Here is an 18,061-nt window from a genome sequence, read left to right as displayed (position 1 = left end):
TTAGTGCTTGTCCGCAGGATTCCAAAGATATAGTTTTCTCCTACGGTAATCAATACCCACCGTGTAGGTGGAAAGAAAAGTTGAACCAAGAATGCCGGAAATGGTATTTCCCGAATCTGATTGCAGGTGATCGAAATCCATGGCAACGCAAACGATACCATTTTCGGTGGCCCGGAAATTATCCGGAGTACGGAGTTCAACCATATCGTACACGGCCTCATTTCCGTCCAGTCCCTGCAGGTTTATCTTCCGGTCTTTGCCAGTTGCCAATCGCGGCGTGCTCGCCAATCGGCTGTCCAGCAGATTAACGCCGGAGCCCGTGTCGATCACAAACCGCAGTTTTTTGCCGTTCACCTTTAAAGTAATCACGGGCAGATGATCATGGAAAGTAATCTTGAAAACATGATCGGGTAACCGGCCTTCGTGCTGCGGTGTTCGGGTGGATTTCCGCAAATAGAATAATTCCGATTGATAATTGATCCGCAGCTCTCCCGTGCGGATCAGGTCGTAGCCGACGTAGCCGTCAATGGTCTTGCCCGTCCGGGATTCCATCGGCCGCAGATCCGTGGCCAGCGCCCAGCGCCGTCCGAGGTCCTTACCCGCCATTTCAAAGGATTCTACCTTGTAGTCCGACAGGGCTACGGTGCCACCGGCAGCCACTCCGATGGAAGTGGGTGATGGTTTGATCGCTTTGCGGGCGTTAAGTAGTAAAGTAGGAGCACCGGTATCCAAAACGTAGTTACCCTCCTTCCCATCGAGATGTGCCGTAAAGAAGATGAGGTTCCGCTCAAAGGAAAATTGCTGAGTACCCACGAGCGCCGCTACCTCCCGATTTTCCAGGTGGTCGGCACGGAGGAAAGACACGGCATCCTGCGCTTGCGCCCCAGAAAATCCTACACCAAGAACCAGGGCCAATAGGTAGGCCAAAGTGCTTGAGATTGCCGCCTTTTTGCGGAGGATTTGCATGGATTATCTGGTCAGGTTAGGGTTGAAAACATACTAAATTAACCAATAGTTTACACATAGTTAACATTGGATGATTTTTTAACACCTCCCATCCAAATAATTTTTCCGGACGGACTTTCCCCGGGCAGAATTGCGGTTGATGACCCGAGCAAATCTGGGTGGGGCCGTTCGTCGCCCGGATTTTTGCAACGCTTTCCCTTACTTGACCAGAATAAAAATGTTTCTCCGCCTCCCGTAGCTCAGGAATAATTGTACCTTTGTATCCCGTAATCGATCTACATGAGTAAGTATATTTTCGTTACGGGCGGGGTGACTTCGTCCCTCGGTAAAGGCATTATCGCCGCCTCTTTGGCCAAGCTACTTCAAGCCCGCGGCCTCTCCGTTACCATCCAGAAATTTGACCCCTATCTCAACGTTGATCCGGGTACGCTGAACCCGTACGAACACGGAGAATGTTACGTCACCGACGACGGGGCGGAGACGGACCTGGACCTCGGCCACTACGAGCGTTTCCTGAATACGCCCACCAGTCAGGCCAACAACGTTACTACGGGAAGGATTTATCAAACCGTACTGGACAAAGAACGCCGCGGAGACTACCTCGGGAAGACCGTGCAGGTAATCCCCCACGTGACCGACGAAATCAAGCGGCGCATTCAGCTGCTGGGCAATTCCGGCGACTACGATATCGTGATTACCGAGCTCGGTGGCACCGTCGGCGACATTGAGTCCCTACCCTACCTGGAAAGCCTACGGCAACTGCGCTGGGAGCTGGGCCGCGACAACTGCATCTGCGTGCACCTGACCCTGATTCCCTACCTGTCCGCGGCCAAGGAACTGAAGACCAAACCCACCCAGCACAGCGTCAAGGAATTGCTCCAGACCGGCATCCAGCCCGACATCCTCGTGGTGCGAACCGAACACGAGATCGACGAGAGCATCCGTCGGAAACTGGCCCTGTTCTGCAACGTGGAAAAGAGCGCCATCATTGAAGCCCTCGACGCCGCGACCATCTACGACGTTCCGCTGCTCATGCTCAAAGAAGGTCTTGACGCTCAAGTAATTAGCAAACTACGACTACCGGATCGTAAGGCCCCCGATCTGCGGCGCTGGAAGAGCTTCCTGGGTAAACTCAAGAATTCTACCCACGAAGTCACCATCGGACTGGTGGGTAAATACAATGAACTCCAGGACGCCTACAAATCCATCTACGAGGCCTTTATTCACGCCGGTGCGGTGAACGAATGTGAGGTCAAGGTGGTGCCGATCCACTCCGAACAGTTGGAGGGGAACGCCGACCAGATTCACAAAACCCTCAAGCGGTTTGACGGCATTCTGGTGGCGCCGGGCTTTGGTGAACGGGGTATTGAGGGAAAAATTTCCACCATTCGCTACGTACGGGAAAATGGAATTCCCTTCTTCGGCATTTGCCTCGGCATGCAGTGCGCGGTAGTGGAGTTCAGCCGCAACATCGCTGGGATCGAGGATGCCAGTTCTACCGAAGTTAACAAGGACACCAAGGCTCCCGTGATTGCCCTCATGGAGGAACAGAAAAACATTGAAGAAATGGGCGGCACGATGCGCCTCGGGGCCTACGCCTGTAAACTGGTAAAGGGGTCCAAATCCGCAAAAGCCTACGGTACCACCGAAATCAGCGAACGTCACCGGCATCGCTACGAGTTCAACAACGCCTACCTGGACCAACTGAAGGCCGCGGGATTACAGATCGCGGGAACCAACCCGGAAACCGGACTGGTGGAAGTGATTGAACTGAAGAACCACCCCTACTTTGTCGGCGTTCAGTTCCACCCTGAACTGAAGAGTACCGTGGAGGAACCCCATCCGCTCTTTGTGTCCTTCGTTGCGGCGGCCATGAAGCACCGGGAGGCCTAGTGGTGGTACCCCATGCCCGGATGGTAGGCTGGCCCACCATTGACCGTTGACCGACATAACCAATGCACCCCAGAAATCGCTATCGGGACCCGCATGACTTTCGACAATTAGCGGAAGTCGTTCCGGAACTGAAAAATCACTTCACGAAGACGCCCGATGGGCGCCTCAGTCTCGATTTTGCCGATCCCATGACGGTAAGGAGACTCAATCTGGCCCTGCTCAAGCGCGATTACGGGATGAAGCACTGGGACATTCCCGAGGGCAACCTTTGTCCGGGCATTCCCGGTCGACTGGATTACGTCCACCTACTCGCGGATTTACTGGCGGGCGAGGGGCCGCAGGTGCCAGAAACCTCCGAACGGCAACGGATTCGCGTACTCGACGTCGGCGTCGGTGCTTCCTGCATTTACCCCATCCTGGGCGTCCGCGAATACGGGTGGGAGTTTGTCGGCAGCGACGTCAACGATCAGTCGCTGCGGGTAGCGGGTGCCATCGTTAAGTTCAATCCCGGTCTGGGCAAAAAGATTACCCTACGGAAGCAACCTCAGGCGGAGTCCATCTTCCGGGGAATTATCCACGAAGGCGAATTCTTTCACCTGAGCATGTGCAATCCTCCCTTTTACGAAGACGCCGCGGCCGCGCGGGCCGCGGCCCGCAGAAAATGGACCAAACTCGGCCGGGCGGCCTCCCCCACCCTCAATTTCGGGGGGCAGGCGAATGAGCTGTGGACGAAGGGCGGGGAACCCGCTTTCCTGAGGCGAATGATCCGTGAATCCAGCGACTTTGCCACCCAGGTGGGGTGGTTCACCACCCTGGTTTCTCAGGCCGGCTACCTGAAAATTGCCCGGCAGGAACTGGATCGGATCAAGGCCGCCGAAGTAAAGGTTTTGCCCATGGAGCAGGGCGGGAAGAAACGGCGGGTGCTGGCGTGGCGGTATTAGGAGCCTCAGCCTAAGGCTAAGGCTAAGGCTAAGGCTAGGGCAAGGAAGGATGAAGGAGAAAGAAGCGTTCTACGGATGTCTCCGGAGCGCAGCCTAGGGTCATCCGATGTAGGGTTAAAATCCACTGATTTGACCAGACATTCCTCGCCAATGGCTTCTTCATGTACTGTCCAGGCCAGGGATCAAGCGTGGTCGGAAGCCTGTTTCGCGAGGGCGTAGCCGAGTGAAATGGCGTCCGAACACTATTTGATGTACACTGCTAGACAAATGCGTTTTCTCCCTCTCCAAAACGCTGCGCTGGAGAGGAACCGAAACGGCCATTTGTCTAGCAGTGTGCTATTTGAGGTATCGCTCAAGCGCGAAATTTTCACCACCCTACCTCCGATGCATCGCGGATAAATCAACCAAAATTTACATCTTTTTCCTCCCCTCGGCCGGGGCACAAACTACCGCGATTTCTTTGGAATCGTAATTATTCAAAGGGGGCTTCAGTAGGCAGCAAGACATGCCCCGCCGCTACCTTCCCCCCAACAAATATTCAAGCCTTTACTCCAGCGCCGCGTACACCCTCCTGACCAGTTCTCCGATTTTACTGGGCTCCAGCCAGCGGGTGACGATGACCAGGTCTCGTTCCTGATCCACCACGATGAAGTTGCCGCCAAAACCGGCGGCGTAGAAGACGTTGCCGGGTACGGCCTCCCAGGATCGGGGGCCCTGATTAAGCCACCACATGTAACCGTAGCTGGTGTAGGGCGCGGCGGGAGTCTTGATGGCGTCCATCCAGCTTCGGGAGATCAGCTGCTGATCTCGCCACTTTCCGTGCCGGGCGAACAGCAGCCCGAAGCGGGCGTGGTCCAGGGTACTGGCGAAAAATCCGCCACCGTGGTGCCCGCCGCCACTGACTGACTGCATCCTGATCCCATCCACATTTACCCAGGTGTTGTCGTAGCCGTACCAGCGCCAGGTGGTGGTGGCGCCGATGGGATCCATAATTCGTTCCTTGAGCACCTGCGGCAGGGGACGTCTCCATACCTGAAGAAGGGAATAGGCCAGGACGTTCACCCGCACGTCATTGTACTTGTAGGCCGTGCCCGGGGTTTTCAGTTCCCGGTACTTCCAGTCGTCGTACCCACCGTTGCGGGCGGGGCGATCCGCCCAGTCGTTGAGGCCGAAGAGGGTGCCGGACCAGTCGGAAGTTTGTTGCAGGAGGTGCTCCCAGGTGATTTGTCCGTTGTGCTCGCCCCTGAAGGTGCCGTCCCAGACGTATTCCTTCACCGGGTCCTGCACCGAGCGGATGAGACCATCGTCCACCGCCAGTCCGGCGGTGGTGGACAGGTAACTTTTCGTGACACTGAAGGTCATGTCCACCCGATTGATGTCGCCCCATTCCGTGATGAGGTAACCGTCCTTGATGATCATGCCCGCCGGACCGCCCCGCTCCTTGGTGGGACCAAGGAGTTTGTGGTCCGGCTCCCGAGCAAAGCCTTTTAGGATCGCCAAGCGTAGGTCCCGCTCGCCACTGTATTCATTATTCATCGCGAAGTTGACGGCCGCCTGCAGGCTGTCGGATCGGAAGCCCGCGTCCGTCGGCAAGCGCGTATCCCAGTCGTTCGGCGCCGGGTAGTACTGGGCCGAGAGGGAGAGGCTGAGGAGGAGGCTGAGGCTAAGGAGGAGGTGGGGGCGTTTCATGAGGGGGAAGGTACGATTTGACCTTATAATGGTTCATGGGCTAAAGAGTCACCTCGCCATAGTTGAAAACAAAACGCCTCCCCCCAAATCGGGAGGAGGCGTTCCATTTAAACAAGAGTTCAGAAGAACTCCGGCAGAGGCGGATTAGTATCCGGGGTTCTGCGTCAGGTTCCGGTTGGCGTTCAGCTGAGGTGCGGGGATCGGGAAGAGCTTCGCATTATCGGAAGAAGCCGTCTTATCGAACCAGGCGTTGGTAAAGGCATCGAAACGGATCAGGTCCTGGCGGCGCGTTCCTTCGTAGAAGAACTCACGACCACGCTCGGCGAGGAGCTCGTCGGCGTCGATGTCACCGTCAGCCAGCGGATCGAGGTCAGCACGCTCACGCACCATATTAACGAACATGGCGTAACCACTCTCACCCTGACGCCACATGGCTTCCGCTTTGTTCATCAGTACTTCCGCGTAGCGGATGATGGGGAAGTCATTGCGCATGGTGTTGGGCGTTCCGATTTCGTAACCGTACTTGAATACCCGGGCACCAGCCTCACGGTAAGCCTGTGGCTCCAGCTCGTTTACTTCGGGGGTAAAGACGACCTCAAGACCACCGGGGTCGTCGGCCGTACCGTCAATGATGGGCGTCGTGCCATCCAGGGCATACTGAGGACCGGCGAGGAAGTTACCACGAACCTGCTGGTTACCGAACTCACCCTTACGGGCGTCTTCGTCATCGTAGCTGTTGTAGAACTCCTGCAGCGTACAGTAACCGTTCCAGGGCTGATCCTGGGTGTTGAAGGTCTGCTGGCTGGAGTAGTGCAGCGTCATCTGCACCAGGTTGAAGCCACCGGCAACGGCGGGGGCATCGTAAGGTACTACCCAGATGTTCTCGGCCGTACCGGCACCACCGTTGTCGTTGTCGGGATCAAAGTTCGTGAAGTAGTTGTCCTCCAGGCTGTAGCGACCACCATTGATTACCTCGTCGGCGGCAGCTTCGGCGTCGGCCCAGCGGGCCGTACCCGTCATTACTTCAGCGTTCAGCAGCATCCGGCTCAGGAGTGCACGGTTGGCCCAGTAGTTGATCTTACCGTAAGTAGCCTGACCGGTCTCCCGGCTCAGGTCCGCTCCGGCAGCTTCCATTTCGCTAACGGCGAAGTTGTACACGTCGGCGCGGGGCGTCGCGGCGGGCTCAATGTCGGCGGGGTCAGACTGGTCGGTTACCAGCGGCACGTCACCGAAAGAGTCAGCCAGGAGGAAGTAGAAGTAAGCCCGCAGTGAGCGAAGCTCAGCAAGGAAGGGCGCTTTCTCGGCTTCCGACAGGGCGTCAGACGCGTTGATGGCGTTGATTACGGAGTTGGCCTGCAGGGCTCCCTGGTAGAGGAAAGTCCAGGCACCGTTGAACTGACCGTCGTTGGGGTCATAGGTCTGGCGGTGCGTGCGCAGCCAGATACCACCATCGAACCAGTCAGAACCACGCTGAGGAATCATGATCTCATCGGAAGAAACTTCCTGGATACTCATGTAACCACCGTGGTTCATCATGCCGTAAAGGCGGGTGTAGGAAGAAAGGTACGACGTGATTAAGTCGTCCCGGCTGGCCGGGAAGTTGTCCGGCGTCAGGTCGGAGAAAACCTCCGGCTCCAGGTCCGTACAGGAGTTAAAGGGCACCATCAATGCCGTCAACAGCATCACGGTGAGCACCCGTAGTTTAAGTAAGTTTTTCATTAGTTAAATTTTGTGGCACGTAGCTCCGGGGAGGCGGGAGGAAGCCTCCCCGGGGCACTAATGCCTTAAGTGCGTACGATAGTTTACGGTTTAAAATCCGACCGCTACCCCGAACGTATAGGTAGCCGTACGGAAGAAGGTCGTCCGACGGTCGATACCGGGAGCGAGGGGGCTTTCGCCAGCTTCCCGAGAACCGTTGGAGTTCTGGTCATCAAAGAAACGAACGTTGGGATCAACACCGGAATAATCGGTCAGGTAAAAGAGGTTCTGTCCGGCAACGTACAGACGAACGTTGTCAAATCCAGTGCCTGCACCAAGATCGAAGGTGTACCCCAGCTGTGCGTTGTCGAGGGCCAGGAAGCTGGCGTCCTCCACGAAGTAGTCAGAGAAGATCGGGGGGCTGATCACGCCTTCCAGGAAGCGGTCACTCACGATGATGTTGTCAATCGGACGGCTGATGGCGTTACCCTGCTGACCGTAGAAGTTAGCGGGCAGGTTAGCCAGGCTGTGGCCGAAGTCACCGCGCAGCAAGAAGTTGAAGTCCCAGTTGCGGTAAGCGAAAGAGTTCGTGATCGTCAGGCTGAAGTCGGGCAGACCGTTACCAACGAGTACTTTGTCGTCGTTGTCGACGTCGCCGTCACCATCCTGGTCAACGAATACGTAAGAACCTTCCGCACGGGAAGCCTCCACGTCGAGGACCCGGGTGTAGAGGCCACCGAACTCCTCACCGATCCGTACCTGGCTGATGGGGTCACCATTCTGACCGGGAGAACCGGGCGTAGAGCTCTGAATAATTTCGACACCACCGGCACCGAAGTTGAAGTCAGGCGTCTCACCGTTGTCCCGCAGTTCCGTGTTGAACGTAGCGAAGGTCAGGCTGGGCTGCCAGCTGAATCCGTCACCACCAACGTCACCTACGGCGTAGGCAAGTGCCAATTCAACACCAGTGTTGAAGAGGTCCACGTTGTTCAGGTTAGCCTGCAGCGTTCCGAACTGGAAGGGAGGAGAAGGTACCTGAGCGTTGTAGAGCAGGTCGCGCGTGGTCCGCGTGTAGAAGTCCAATGAACCCGTCAGACGGTAGTCCATGAAGGCGAAGTCCAAACCAACGTTAAATTCTCCCTTCTTCTCGAAGCGGAGCAGTGGGTTGGCGTTGGAGCTGGGACCAATGGTGGGCACGAAGCCGCCACCGAAGGGCACCTGACCCTGACCACCGAAGGTTTGCAGGTAGTCGTAGTTACCCGGAGGAAGCGATCCCGTGATACCGTAACCGGCCCGCAGTTTCAGCTGGTCGGGGCCCTGAAGGTCGAGGGCGTCCACCAGGTCAGCACTGGCAGAGATGGCGGGGAAGATGTCCCACTTATTCTCGGGGCCGTTACGGCTCGTACCGTCACGACGCACCGAGGCGGTGATGTTGTAGGCAGAACCGAGGCTCAGGCGGGCACGACCGAAGAAGCCGATTACGCGGTAAGCCTGCTGGTAGCTGGATACGTTAACCTGTCCGTTGGCGATGTCGAGCAGCTGACCGAGGTTGTTGAAGCCGAAGGCGTCAGAAGGCAGACCACGACCACCGGCGTTAAAGCCCTGGAAGTTGAATTCCTGCCAGGAGTAACCGGCCAGTAAGTTCAGAGAGTTGCCACCGAGGTCCAGGTCGTAGTTGGCGGTAACCTCAAAGAGTTCGTTACCATCATCGTTGCTGAAACGGTTAGCCGCACCACGGCGCTCAACGGCACCGTTGGCACCACCGGCGAAGCGGCTCGTCTGGCTGGCGAAGAAACCATTGATGCCGGAAGTACGGTTGCGGGAGTAGGCAACGTCCAGGCTGAAGTCATCCGTGAAGTCGTAACCGGCACGGACGCTGTAGAGAATCGTCGTTTCCTGACGCTCGTTACGCGTCGTCCGGGCGATGGCAGCGGGGTTGTTGTACTGGAAGTTATCGATTTCGAAGAAGCCACCGTAAATACGGTTAGATTCGTCAATTACGGCCTGAGGCACGTTGAATCCTGGCTGGTCAACCGTCACCGGAGCGGTGGGGTTGTAGGTCGTAGCGAACTGGAATACAGCAGGATCGAGGAACTGAGAAGCACGATCCGTAGCCGTTACGTCCAGATTCAGACGAAGCTTATCGTTCAGGGCCTTGGTTCCGATGCTCAGACGACCGTTCAGCTGACGGAAGCCATCGTTTACGGCACCGATACCCTGAATATCACGGTAGTTTACCGAAGCACGGTAGGTCGTATTACCGGCACCGCCGGAGTAGCTCAGGTTGTGTACGTGGCTGATGCCCGTACGGGTTACCTCGTCTACCCAGTCCGTTTCACCACCGAAGTCGTTTTGTGCGCGCGTAGCGGCACCGTCACCACCGTTCAGGTTGGTGGTCTCTTCAATGAGACGGAGGTACTCGCTGCGGCCAGCCGTAGGCTGCTGCTTGGCGATGGATTCTGCGGCTACGTAGCCACGGTAGTCAAAGCTACCTTCTCCAGCGCGTCCCTGCTTGGTCGTAATGATGATTACACCCGCAGAGGCCTGGATACCGTAAATGGCGGCGGCAGATCCGTCCTTGAGGACGTTTACGGAGGCGATGTCCGCGGGGTCAACCGTGTTTAGGTTGGCACCTACCACACCGTCAATGATGACGAGGGGGCTGGAGTTACCACCGAAGCTGGAAAGTCCACGCAGACGGATCACGGACTGACCGTTGGCGTTACCACCGGGACGAGAGATCGTCAGACCGGCTACCTTACCCTGAATAAGCTGGGTGGGGTCGTTGATGTTACCGGCGTTAAAGTCCTCGGCTTCGATGGACGTTACCGCAGAAGTTACTTCTTTCTGCGTAACGGTACCGTAACCTACGACGACTACCTCTTCGAGCAGCTCACCGGAAGTCAGTGCTACGTTGATGGTCGTTTGGCCCGTCAGGGGAATGGTTTGGGTTGCGTAACCCGTGTAAGAAATGGTCAGTGACTCCGCCCCGTCGGGAACGTTCAGGGTGAAGTTACCGTCAAAGTCAGTAACCGTACCCGTGGAAGTGCCCGTCACGAGGATGCTGGCACCGATGAGCGGATCGCCGTTGTCAGCGTCCGTGATCGTTCCTGAAATCGATTGCGATGAAAGCAAACCGGTGAACAGAACGAGCATGACGAAGAGACAACCACGAAGTAAGTGGTTCAATTTAAGCTTCATACTACTACTTAAGGTTGAAAAAATTTGGATGTATCGCAAACGCGGGGAACCCTCCGGTGGAGGTGTTGTCCTCGCGGATAAGCTGGGGAATAGACCGGCAAATGAACGTGTAGAAAGGTACCCTTGGTCACCTTATTGGCTGTTTGCATGATCGTGTTGTACCGACAGATATATGTCGGTGAAGGCCTCAATTGGCACGCCAAATGTCCACATTTTGCAGTACTCTGCCAAACAAAGGCCCGTAAATTGTCATCAACTTACCGACAAAAGTTTGGTCTATTTTCCAAAATGCAACATTCGTCGTAACACTTTCTTAACGTACGGGCGGTCCAGTTCGCTGCTTAATTGATTGTTCCTATATTTCCTGCGCCTCCATCGCCAACCCGATTAAATGTCCGGCACACTTTCATACTCGTGGCTATTTCGTTTACTGTTGCTGCTGATGGCGCTAGCGCTGGTGCCGTGTACATCCGGGGCGCAAAGATTGGACATGAAGGTGCTCGGCAAGGCCAAAAGAATTGAGCTTCCTTTCATACTCGAAAATGATTTCATCGTTCTTCCCGTCCTGGTAAATAATGTGGTCCCCCTGCGCTTTATCCTGGACACGGGGGCCGAAAACACCGTTTTGCTGGAGAAGCAGGTCACCGACCTGCTAGACATCAGTTACCGCCGCACCTTCGAAGTACGGGGCGCCGACGTGGATTCCGTCCTGACGGCCTACCTGGCCACCGGCGTTAACCTGCGCATCGCCAACCGGTTGCTGGCCCGCAACCGCTCCATGCTGGTCCTGGAGAAAAACTACTTCAATTTCGAAAGAATCACCGGCACCAACATTCACGGAATCCTCGGCGCAGATTTCCTGATGCGGTTCTCGGTGGAATTCGACTTCAAAAAGAATGTTGTCATTTTACACGAGCCGCATAAATTCAAACCCAGCAACCGGCACGTGGAAATTCCGGCCACCTTCATCCGTAACCGCCCCTACCTGGAACTCCCCATTCGCGTAAACGCCCAGGAGGAAACCACCCGAAAAATCCTGCTGGACTCCGGGGCCGGCCTGACGCTGCTCCTCCACACCTTTGGGGATTCTACGGACGTCGACCTCCCCGTCCAAACGATCCCGGCCTACATTGCCGACGGTCTGGGAGGGAAATTGGAGGGCAGCGTGGGCCGCTGCCGGGAGGTAGCTCTGGCCGGCAAATCACTCACTAACGTCGTTTCCTATTTCCAACCCCTCGACACCACCGGACTGGATTTCCTCAACGGCCGCGAGGGCATCATCGGTAATCGCCTGATGAAACGGTTCAACGTAGCCATCGACTACGTGCAGGAAAAGGTTTACTTCCGTCCCGAAGGACGAAGCTGGAAGGCAAAGTTCCGCTACGACCGTTCGGGTATTGCCATCGTGGCGGGTGGCGCGAACCTGCGCACCTACACGGTCAGCAACGTGGTCAAGGAAAGTCCGGCCGGCGAAGCCGGCGTCCAGGTCGGTGACCGGATCGTCGGAATGAACGGGACCTCAGCCACCTTTCTCAGCCTCGGAAACATTATCCGTAAGCTGGAGGGAAAGCCGGGGAAAAGAATCCGGCTCCGCCTACGCCGGCAGGGAAAATACGTCGAAGTTGAATTCAGGTTGCGGGATTTGATCTAGTGCGCGTTGGGGAAGGGCAACTCCGGTTATGACCTTACTCTAAAGCAAAATCCATACCTTTTGCGGAGCACCAATGACGTTCTGCCATGCGAATCTCCCGGCTTCTGACGAAAATTCTTTGCACCTGCGCGCTGGCGCCCCTTGTGATTACCGGATTATCGGCCCAGTCCATCCCCGCAACGAAGGCCAGACTCCTGGACGCCATTGACGGACGGGAGCAACAACTTGTGGCCATGTCGGACGAAATTTGGGCGCTGGCGGAAGTAGCCTTTGCGGAAACCCGGAGCAGCAAAATTCTGGCCGACTACGCCGAAGGACAAGGATTTTCCGTGCGACGGGGAGTATCCGAAATGCCAACGGCCTTCATCGCCGAATATGGGAGCGGGTCCCCCATCATCGGCATTCTCGGGGAGTTTGACGCCCTGCCGGGCGTCAGCCAACGCGCCGTTCCGGAAAAATCTCCCCTTAAACCCGGAGCCGCGGGGCACGGATGCGGCCATAATCTTTTCGGCGTCGGAAGCCTGGCGGCGGCCGTAGCCATCAAGGAGGCCATGGAACGGGGAGAGATCACGGGTACCGTTCGTTTCTACGGCACCCCGGCCGAAGAAAAATATTTCGGTAAGCTCTACCTCGCCCGCGACGGTCAGTTCGACGATCTCGACGCCTGCCTCGACTGGCACCCCTCCGACCAGACCAAGACCGACGTGCAGTCCTCCCTGGCCCTGGTGGACTTCATCGTTGAGTTTCGCGGACAGGCGGCCCACGCCGCCGGGGATCCCTGGAACGGCCGAAGCGCCGCGGACGCCATGGAACTGATGAGTGCGGGCATCAACGCCTACCGCGAGCACGTCCGGCCCTCGGTGCGTATCCACACCCACATGCAGCAGGCCGGAAGCGTGGTAAACGTGGTTCCGGACTACGCGAAGTTTTGGGTCCGGGTGCGGGATTCCAAACGGGAAGGCATGGTTCCCGTCTGGGACCGGGTGAAGGAAATCGCCCGCGGCGCGGCCATCATGGCCGACGTTGATTACGAAATCACCCTCGTTTCCGGTCTCCACGAAGTACTCGTGAACCGGACGGGGGGAACTATCATGCAGTCGAACCTGGACCTACTGGGAGCCATTGAGTACAGCGAGGAAGAAATTGCCTTCGCCCACGGCATTCAGGAGGCTACGGGAAAACCCCGGTTGGGGATTGACGGAAGTATCCATCCCCTGGAGGCCACGCGGGAGCACCCCGGCGGAGCCAGCTCCGACGTCGGAGACGTCAGCTGGCTCGTTCCGGAGATACGACTCGGGGTCACCACGGCGCCCATCGGTACCCCCTGGCATTCCTGGGCCGTGGTGGCCTGCGGCGGGATGAGCATCGGGCACAAGGGTATGCTACACGCCAGCAAGGCGCTGGCCATGACGATGTATGACCTGTTCCAAAACCCGAAATCCCTCAAAGCCATGCGAACAGAATTCGAAGAACGGCGCGGAGACGCCAGGTACGAAGCCATCCTGCCCCCTACTGGCCCACCCATTCCGGAAGACGGAAAGTAGCCAACCAGCAACCAGCAACCAGAGCAACCAGCAACTAGCAACTAGCAACCAGTACCCAGCACCTACTTCATCCCCTGCACAATGAGTTCGCTCAGGTCATAAACCATGACGCTCTCCTGCTTTTCCTTGGCCGTAACGCCATCGGACATCATGGTCATACAGAAGGGACAGTTGACGGCGATAATGTCGGGTTGCACCCCGAGGGCTTCGTCGATGCGTTCCATGTTGATGCGCTTCTCGCCGGGTTCGTCTTCCTTCCACATCTGGGCGCCTCCGGCGCCGCAGCAGAGACCATTGGTTTTACTGCGCTTCAGTTCCACCAGTTGGCCGTCCAGGGATTTGAGTACGTCGCGGGGGGCTTCGTAGACGCCGTTAGCGCGCCCGAGGTAGCAGCTATCGTGGTAAGTGATGCGTTTCCCCTTGAAGGCACCGCCTCCGGTCATTTTGATCCGACCCTCGTTGATCAGTTCCTGCAACAACTGGGTGTGGTGGACGATATCGTAGTGTCCGCCCAGGGCCGGGTACTCGTTCTTGATGGTGTTGAAGCAATGTGGGCAGGCCGTCACCATCTTCTTCACCTTGTACATATTGAGGGTCTCAATATTCTGGAGGGCCACCATCTGGAACAGGAACTCATTGCCCGCCCGGCGGGCGGGGTCTCCGGTACAGGCCTCTTCGTTACCCAGCACCGCAAACTCGATGTTTGCCGCGGTGAGGATTTCCGCAAAGGCCCGGGTGATTTTCTGGGCCCGGTCATCGAAGCTTCCCGCGCAGCCTACCCAAAAAAGAATTTCCGGTTCTTTATTCTCGGCCGCGAATTCGGCCATTGTCTTTACCGTCATAATTGAGGGGGAATTTACTCCTGTGCCCAGGCCGTCCGGTCAGTGCCGACGCTCCACGCCCGTTGCTGGTTTTCGATTGAGTTGAAAAGGGGAAGCCAATCCTGGGGACCAGCCGCTTCGGTGAGAATTTCGTGACGCCGCAGCTTGGTGATCATTTCCAGTGGATTGATCAGTACCGGACAGGCTTCCACGCAGGCATTGCAGGTGGTACAGGCGTGGATTTCCTCCCGGCTGATGTAGTCCCAGAGGGTTTTTCCGTCGTCAAAGTTGTCTACGCTTAGGGGCTGAGAATCATCTTTGGCGAATTCAGCATTTCCGGAACGAATCTTTTCGCCCACCTCCTCCGTGCGGTCCCTGACGTCCATGACAATTTTCCGGGGACTGAGCTTTTTGCCCGTGATGTTGGCCGGACACACACTGGTGCAGCGGCCGCATTCCGTACAGGAATAGGCGCCCAGCAAATCGATACGGCTCATGCCGAGGATGTCGTTAGCTCCGAACTCCGGCAGTTCCGCGTTCATGTCCGGCTCGGGAGCATCGGGATCACCGAGGCCCATCATGGATTTGACCTCGTTCATGACTTCGGGCATGTTCAGCATTTCCCCCTTGGGCTTGAGCCGGGCGAAGTACGTATTGGGAAAGGCCAGCAGAATATGCAGGTGCTTGGATTTGGGCAGGTAATTGAGGAAGAGGAATACCATCAGAATGTGACCCCACCAACCGATCCGCTCCAGAATTTTCAGGGTTCCTTCTTCCATGCCGCCAAAGATTGCGGGGCCCAGCCAGGACGTCACGGCGAAGTTGGTAGCCGGATAGTGCTCCGGATCCATGGTCTGCAACACCGCATCCGTCCCGTTCATGGTGAAGATGCAGATGAGCAGGATGATTTCGAAGATCAGGATGAGGTTGGCATCCAGTTCGGGCCAGCCCTTCATTTCGGGTTTTCGGAACCGGGGAATCCGCAGGGCATTACGGCGAATGAGGAAGATCAGGGTAGCCACGAAGGCCAGCACGGATAGCACCTCAATGGTGCTGATGATGACGTTGTAAAGCGGCCCGAGTTTATCCACAAACCAGCGATGTACGCCGAATACCCCATCGATGAATATCTCGATGAGTTCAATCTGGGTGAAGACGAAGGCGACGTAAAGGGCAAAGTGCAGAACGGCGGGAATCAGGCGCTTGAACATTTTCTTCTGTCCCAGCGCCACCAGGGTCATGTTTCGCCAACGGTCGGCAGCAGGGCCCGCCAGCTCCTCCGCCTCGCCAAGCATGATGTTCTGATAAACCTTTCGAAACTGAAAGAAAGCATACCCGAGGGCCAGGATGGAGACCAGGCTGAAAACAATCGACTGTAGCATGCTGCCAAAGGTAGCAGCCCCGCTAATTGTAGCCAAATGACAATAGCGAATTTTCGCTAATTTAGATCAGATATGTGTTCTCCGGGAGGGAGTAAAGGAAACAACCCTAGCCCGCCGTTTCCACCAGGAAAACGTGTCCTGACTGGTGATGCGGATCGAGGTCCACGTAGTTTCTTTCGCCATTCCACCAGTACTGGTTACCGGTGAGGAGATCCGTGACCCGGAAGCCATTGCCCGTCAGGAGGTCCCGGGGTACGAAGACGTGGCCGGCCTGTCGGTTGTGCTGATCGAAGTTGACGATCGTCCAGATCAGGTTGTCCCGTTCGTCGGTGTACTTGACGTAGCTCAACAAGTTGGGGTTGTCAGATCCCGTGAAGCGAATATTATTGGTCTGCTGCAGGGCCGCGTTTTCTTTCCGGATGCGGTTGATTTTGGTGTACATATCCGTAATCCGGTTCCGGTAGGACCAGTCGTAGTGGCGGACCATATACTTCTCCGAATCGTAGTATTCTTCCTTACCGTTGGTGTTCCCCCGGTTTTCCATCAGTTCGTAGCTGGGGCCATAGAGTCCGTAACAACTGGACAGCGTGGAGGCCAGCAGCAATCGCTTGAGGAACTGATTGACATTGGCGCCCATCATTTCGTAGGCCAGAATATCGGGCGTATTGGGCCAGAAATTTGGTTGCATGATGTCCTTCAGCTCGGTGGTAGTCAGCTCTTCGAGGTATTCCCGCATTTCTCCGGGGGTGGTCCGCCAGGTGAAATAGGTGTAGCTCTGCTGGTAACCACGCTTGGCCAGTTCGGCCATGATCGCCGGCCGGGTGAATGCTTCGGCCAGGAAGATGGTGTCCGGATATTTCTTATGGGTCTCCTCGATGATGTACTCCCAGAACCGGTAGGGTTTGGTGTGTGGATTGTCTACCCGGAAAATCTTGATGCCGGCCTTACACCAGTACAGGACGACGCTGAGCAGCTCCTCCCAGAGGGCTTTCCAGTCTTCCGTCTCAAAATTGATGGGCACGATATCCTGGTACTTCTTTGGCGGATTTTCCGCGTACATAATCGTTCCGTCGGGGCGCCAGATGAACCACTCCGGGTGTTCTTCGATGTAGGGGTGATCGGGGGCACACTGGAAGGCCAGGTCCAGGGCGACCTCGATGTCGTAAGCGGCCGCCTTTTTGATCAGTTGCTGGTAATCGTCAATGTTGCCCAACTCGGGGAGGATGGCCTTATGGCCGCCCTCGGCGGCGCCGATGGCCCAGGGGCTACCGGGCTCCCCCTCCATGGCGTTAACGGCATTATTACGGCCCTTACGGTTACGGCGACCGATGGGGTGCACCGGCGGCATATAGAGCACGTCAAATCCGAATTCTTCAATGCGGGGCAGGAGGGCCTCCACGTCCCGGAAAGTCCCGGGACGCTCGACATCCGGGGAGGCCGAGCGGGGAAACAGTTCGTACCAGGTACTGAAGCGTTCCTTCAACCGGCCTACTTTGATGCGCAGGTCGTGGTCATAGACGGTCTCATGCTGCCGCAGGGGGTAGCGATCAATGATCTCGGCAAAGGCTGGGCTGAGCACGTAGGTAACGGCTTCCTTTTGGTCGTCGCTTCCCAGAAGCTGGATGGCCTCCCGGACGGGTTTTTGCTTATTCTTCGGCAGCTTTTTCATCACCGCCGTGAGCAGGTTGGCACCGATGGTGAGCTCGACGCCCATGTCCTGGCCGTCGGCCTGCTTTTTCTTGAAGCCCCGGTACCAGGTGAGCAGGTGATCCACCCAGGATACCAGTCGGTATTTGTGGACACCGCGCTCGAGCACCTGAAAGGTCGCCGACCAGTGATCATTTCCGTGCTCCTCCATTTCCACGGCCGACCAGGTCCGTGCTTTAGGAGCCTTGAACTCCACGACCGCCCGCAGGTAATCATGGCCATCACCAAAGATGCTGGCCGTAACGTGTACGCGCTCACCGACGACGCGCTGGATGGGAAAACGGCCGTTGTTTATCTGCGGAGAAACGTGATCAATTACGCTGCGATTCTGCATGGGTGCTGGGGGAATTTCCTAGAAAGTGCAATGTTAAGTAAAAAGATATAAAGTGTAAGCCCCCCCGGAAGTTCAGTCCCGTTAAGTTTATATGAACCAGTGCGTTAGCGCCCCTCCTTTTGGATCCTCGGAACACGGCCGCACGGGCACCACGCGGCACCCGCAGCCATGCCCAAATCAATCCATTTCGCTCCATCTCCTGATCCCGTCAAAATGTTAACGTTAAGGCCCCGG

At 56.7% G+C, this 18,061-nt stretch carries 11 protein-coding genes; 4 read left to right on the top strand and 7 right to left on the bottom strand.

Annotation, left to right across the window (positions count from 1 at the left end; translation table 11 throughout):
* On the bottom strand, positions 1-927 hold the full coding sequence (locus tag E1J53_RS14320) for a pepsin/retropepsin-like aspartic protease family protein (protein WP_173021494.1): 927 nt from the start codon (positions 925-927) through the stop codon (positions 1-3).
* 318 nt (positions 928-1,245) lie between these two features.
* On the opposite strand from E1J53_RS14320, the gene E1J53_RS14315 reads away from it, so the two are divergent.
* Together E1J53_RS14315 and rlmF are read left to right on the top strand one after the other, a co-directional pair.
* Complete coding sequence (locus E1J53_RS14315) at positions 1,246-2,859, top strand: CTP synthase (RefSeq protein ID WP_134272112.1); 1,614 nt, start codon at positions 1,246-1,248, stop codon at positions 2,857-2,859.
* A gap of 62 nt (positions 2,860-2,921) precedes the next feature.
* Positions 2,922-3,800, top strand: coding sequence for a 23S rRNA (adenine(1618)-N(6))-methyltransferase RlmF (gene rlmF, locus E1J53_RS14310; protein WP_134272111.1), 879 nt, complete (start codon positions 2,922-2,924; stop codon positions 3,798-3,800).
* Between the two features lie 546 nt (positions 3,801-4,346).
* Here the strand turns inward: rlmF and E1J53_RS14305 are convergent.
* The 3 genes from E1J53_RS14305 to E1J53_RS14295 all read right to left on the bottom strand — a co-directional run bounded on the left by E1J53_RS14305 (position 4,347) and on the right by E1J53_RS14295 (position 10,388).
* On the bottom strand, positions 4,347-5,489 hold the full coding sequence (locus E1J53_RS14305) for a serine hydrolase (protein ID WP_134272110.1): 1,143 nt from the start codon (positions 5,487-5,489) through the stop codon (positions 4,347-4,349).
* A 144-nt stretch (positions 5,490-5,633) separates the two neighbouring features.
* On the bottom strand, positions 5,634-7,208 hold the full coding sequence (locus tag E1J53_RS14300; RefSeq protein WP_216650051.1) for a RagB/SusD family nutrient uptake outer membrane protein: 1,575 nt from the start codon (positions 7,206-7,208) through the stop codon (positions 5,634-5,636).
* A 90-nt stretch (positions 7,209-7,298) separates the two neighbouring features.
* Complete coding sequence (locus tag E1J53_RS14295; protein WP_134272109.1) at positions 7,299-10,388, bottom strand: SusC/RagA family TonB-linked outer membrane protein; 3,090 nt, start codon at positions 10,386-10,388, stop codon at positions 7,299-7,301.
* Positions 10,389-10,878: 490 nt separating this feature from the next.
* On the opposite strand from E1J53_RS14295, the gene E1J53_RS14290 reads away from it, so the two are divergent.
* Both E1J53_RS14290 and E1J53_RS14285 read left to right on the top strand, forming a co-directional pair.
* Positions 10,879-12,039: an aspartyl protease family protein gene (locus E1J53_RS14290; RefSeq protein ID WP_173021493.1), complete on the top strand. Its 1,161-nt coding sequence runs from the start codon at positions 10,879-10,881 to the stop codon at positions 12,037-12,039.
* Between the two features lie 86 nt (positions 12,040-12,125).
* Positions 12,126-13,583 carry an amidohydrolase gene (locus tag E1J53_RS14285; RefSeq protein WP_134272107.1) on the top strand — a complete coding sequence of 486 codons (1,458 nt, stop codon included), beginning with the start codon at positions 12,126-12,128 and terminating at the stop codon, positions 13,581-13,583.
* 62 nt (positions 13,584-13,645) lie between these two features.
* On the opposite strand, the gene E1J53_RS14280 is transcribed toward E1J53_RS14285, so the two are convergent.
* From E1J53_RS14280 to E1J53_RS14270, 3 genes are all read right to left on the bottom strand, one after another.
* On the bottom strand, positions 13,646-14,425 hold the full coding sequence (locus tag E1J53_RS14280) for a (Fe-S)-binding protein (protein ID WP_134272106.1): 780 nt from the start codon (positions 14,423-14,425) through the stop codon (positions 13,646-13,648).
* Between the two features lie 14 nt (positions 14,426-14,439).
* Complete coding sequence (locus tag E1J53_RS14275; RefSeq protein ID WP_134272105.1) at positions 14,440-15,786, bottom strand: (Fe-S)-binding protein; 1,347 nt, start codon at positions 15,784-15,786, stop codon at positions 14,440-14,442.
* Positions 15,787-15,892: 106 nt separating this feature from the next.
* Positions 15,893-17,827, bottom strand: coding sequence for an alpha-1,4-glucan--maltose-1-phosphate maltosyltransferase (locus tag E1J53_RS14270; RefSeq protein ID WP_134272104.1), 1,935 nt, complete (start codon positions 17,825-17,827; stop codon positions 15,893-15,895).
* Positions 17,828-18,061 lie beyond the last annotated feature (234 nt).

This window comes from Lewinella sp. W8 (assembly GCF_004375085.3).
Lineage (GTDB): Bacteria > Bacteroidota > Bacteroidia > Chitinophagales > Saprospiraceae > Neolewinella.
Note: the sequence above shows the minus strand (reverse complement) of the source record. Positions and strands in the feature narration are given on the sequence as shown.

Coding starts and splice junctions, on each gene's coding strand:
- E1J53_RS14295 (WP_134272109.1), bottom strand. CDS start 10,388: ATGAAGCTTAAATTGAACCACTTACTTCGTGGTTGTCTCTTCGTCATG.
- E1J53_RS14275 (WP_134272105.1), bottom strand. CDS start 15,786: ATGCTACAGTCGATTGTTTTCAGCCTGGTCTCCATCCTGGCCCTCGGG.
- E1J53_RS14285 (WP_134272107.1), top strand. CDS start 12,126: ATGCGAATCTCCCGGCTTCTGACGAAAATTCTTTGCACCTGCGCGCTG.
- E1J53_RS14300 (WP_216650051.1), bottom strand. CDS start 7,208: ATGAAAAACTTACTTAAACTACGGGTGCTCACCGTGATGCTGTTGACG.
- E1J53_RS14315 (WP_134272112.1), top strand. CDS start 1,246: ATGAGTAAGTATATTTTCGTTACGGGCGGGGTGACTTCGTCCCTCGGT.
- rlmF (WP_134272111.1), top strand. CDS start 2,922: ATGCACCCCAGAAATCGCTATCGGGACCCGCATGACTTTCGACAATTA.
- E1J53_RS14290 (WP_173021493.1), top strand. CDS start 10,879: ATGAAGGTGCTCGGCAAGGCCAAAAGAATTGAGCTTCCTTTCATACTC.
- E1J53_RS14280 (WP_134272106.1), bottom strand. CDS start 14,425: ATGACGGTAAAGACAATGGCCGAATTCGCGGCCGAGAATAAAGAACCG.
- E1J53_RS14270 (WP_134272104.1), bottom strand. CDS start 17,827: ATGCAGAATCGCAGCGTAATTGATCACGTTTCTCCGCAGATAAACAAC.
- E1J53_RS14305 (WP_134272110.1), bottom strand. CDS start 5,489: ATGAAACGCCCCCACCTCCTCCTTAGCCTCAGCCTCCTCCTCAGCCTC.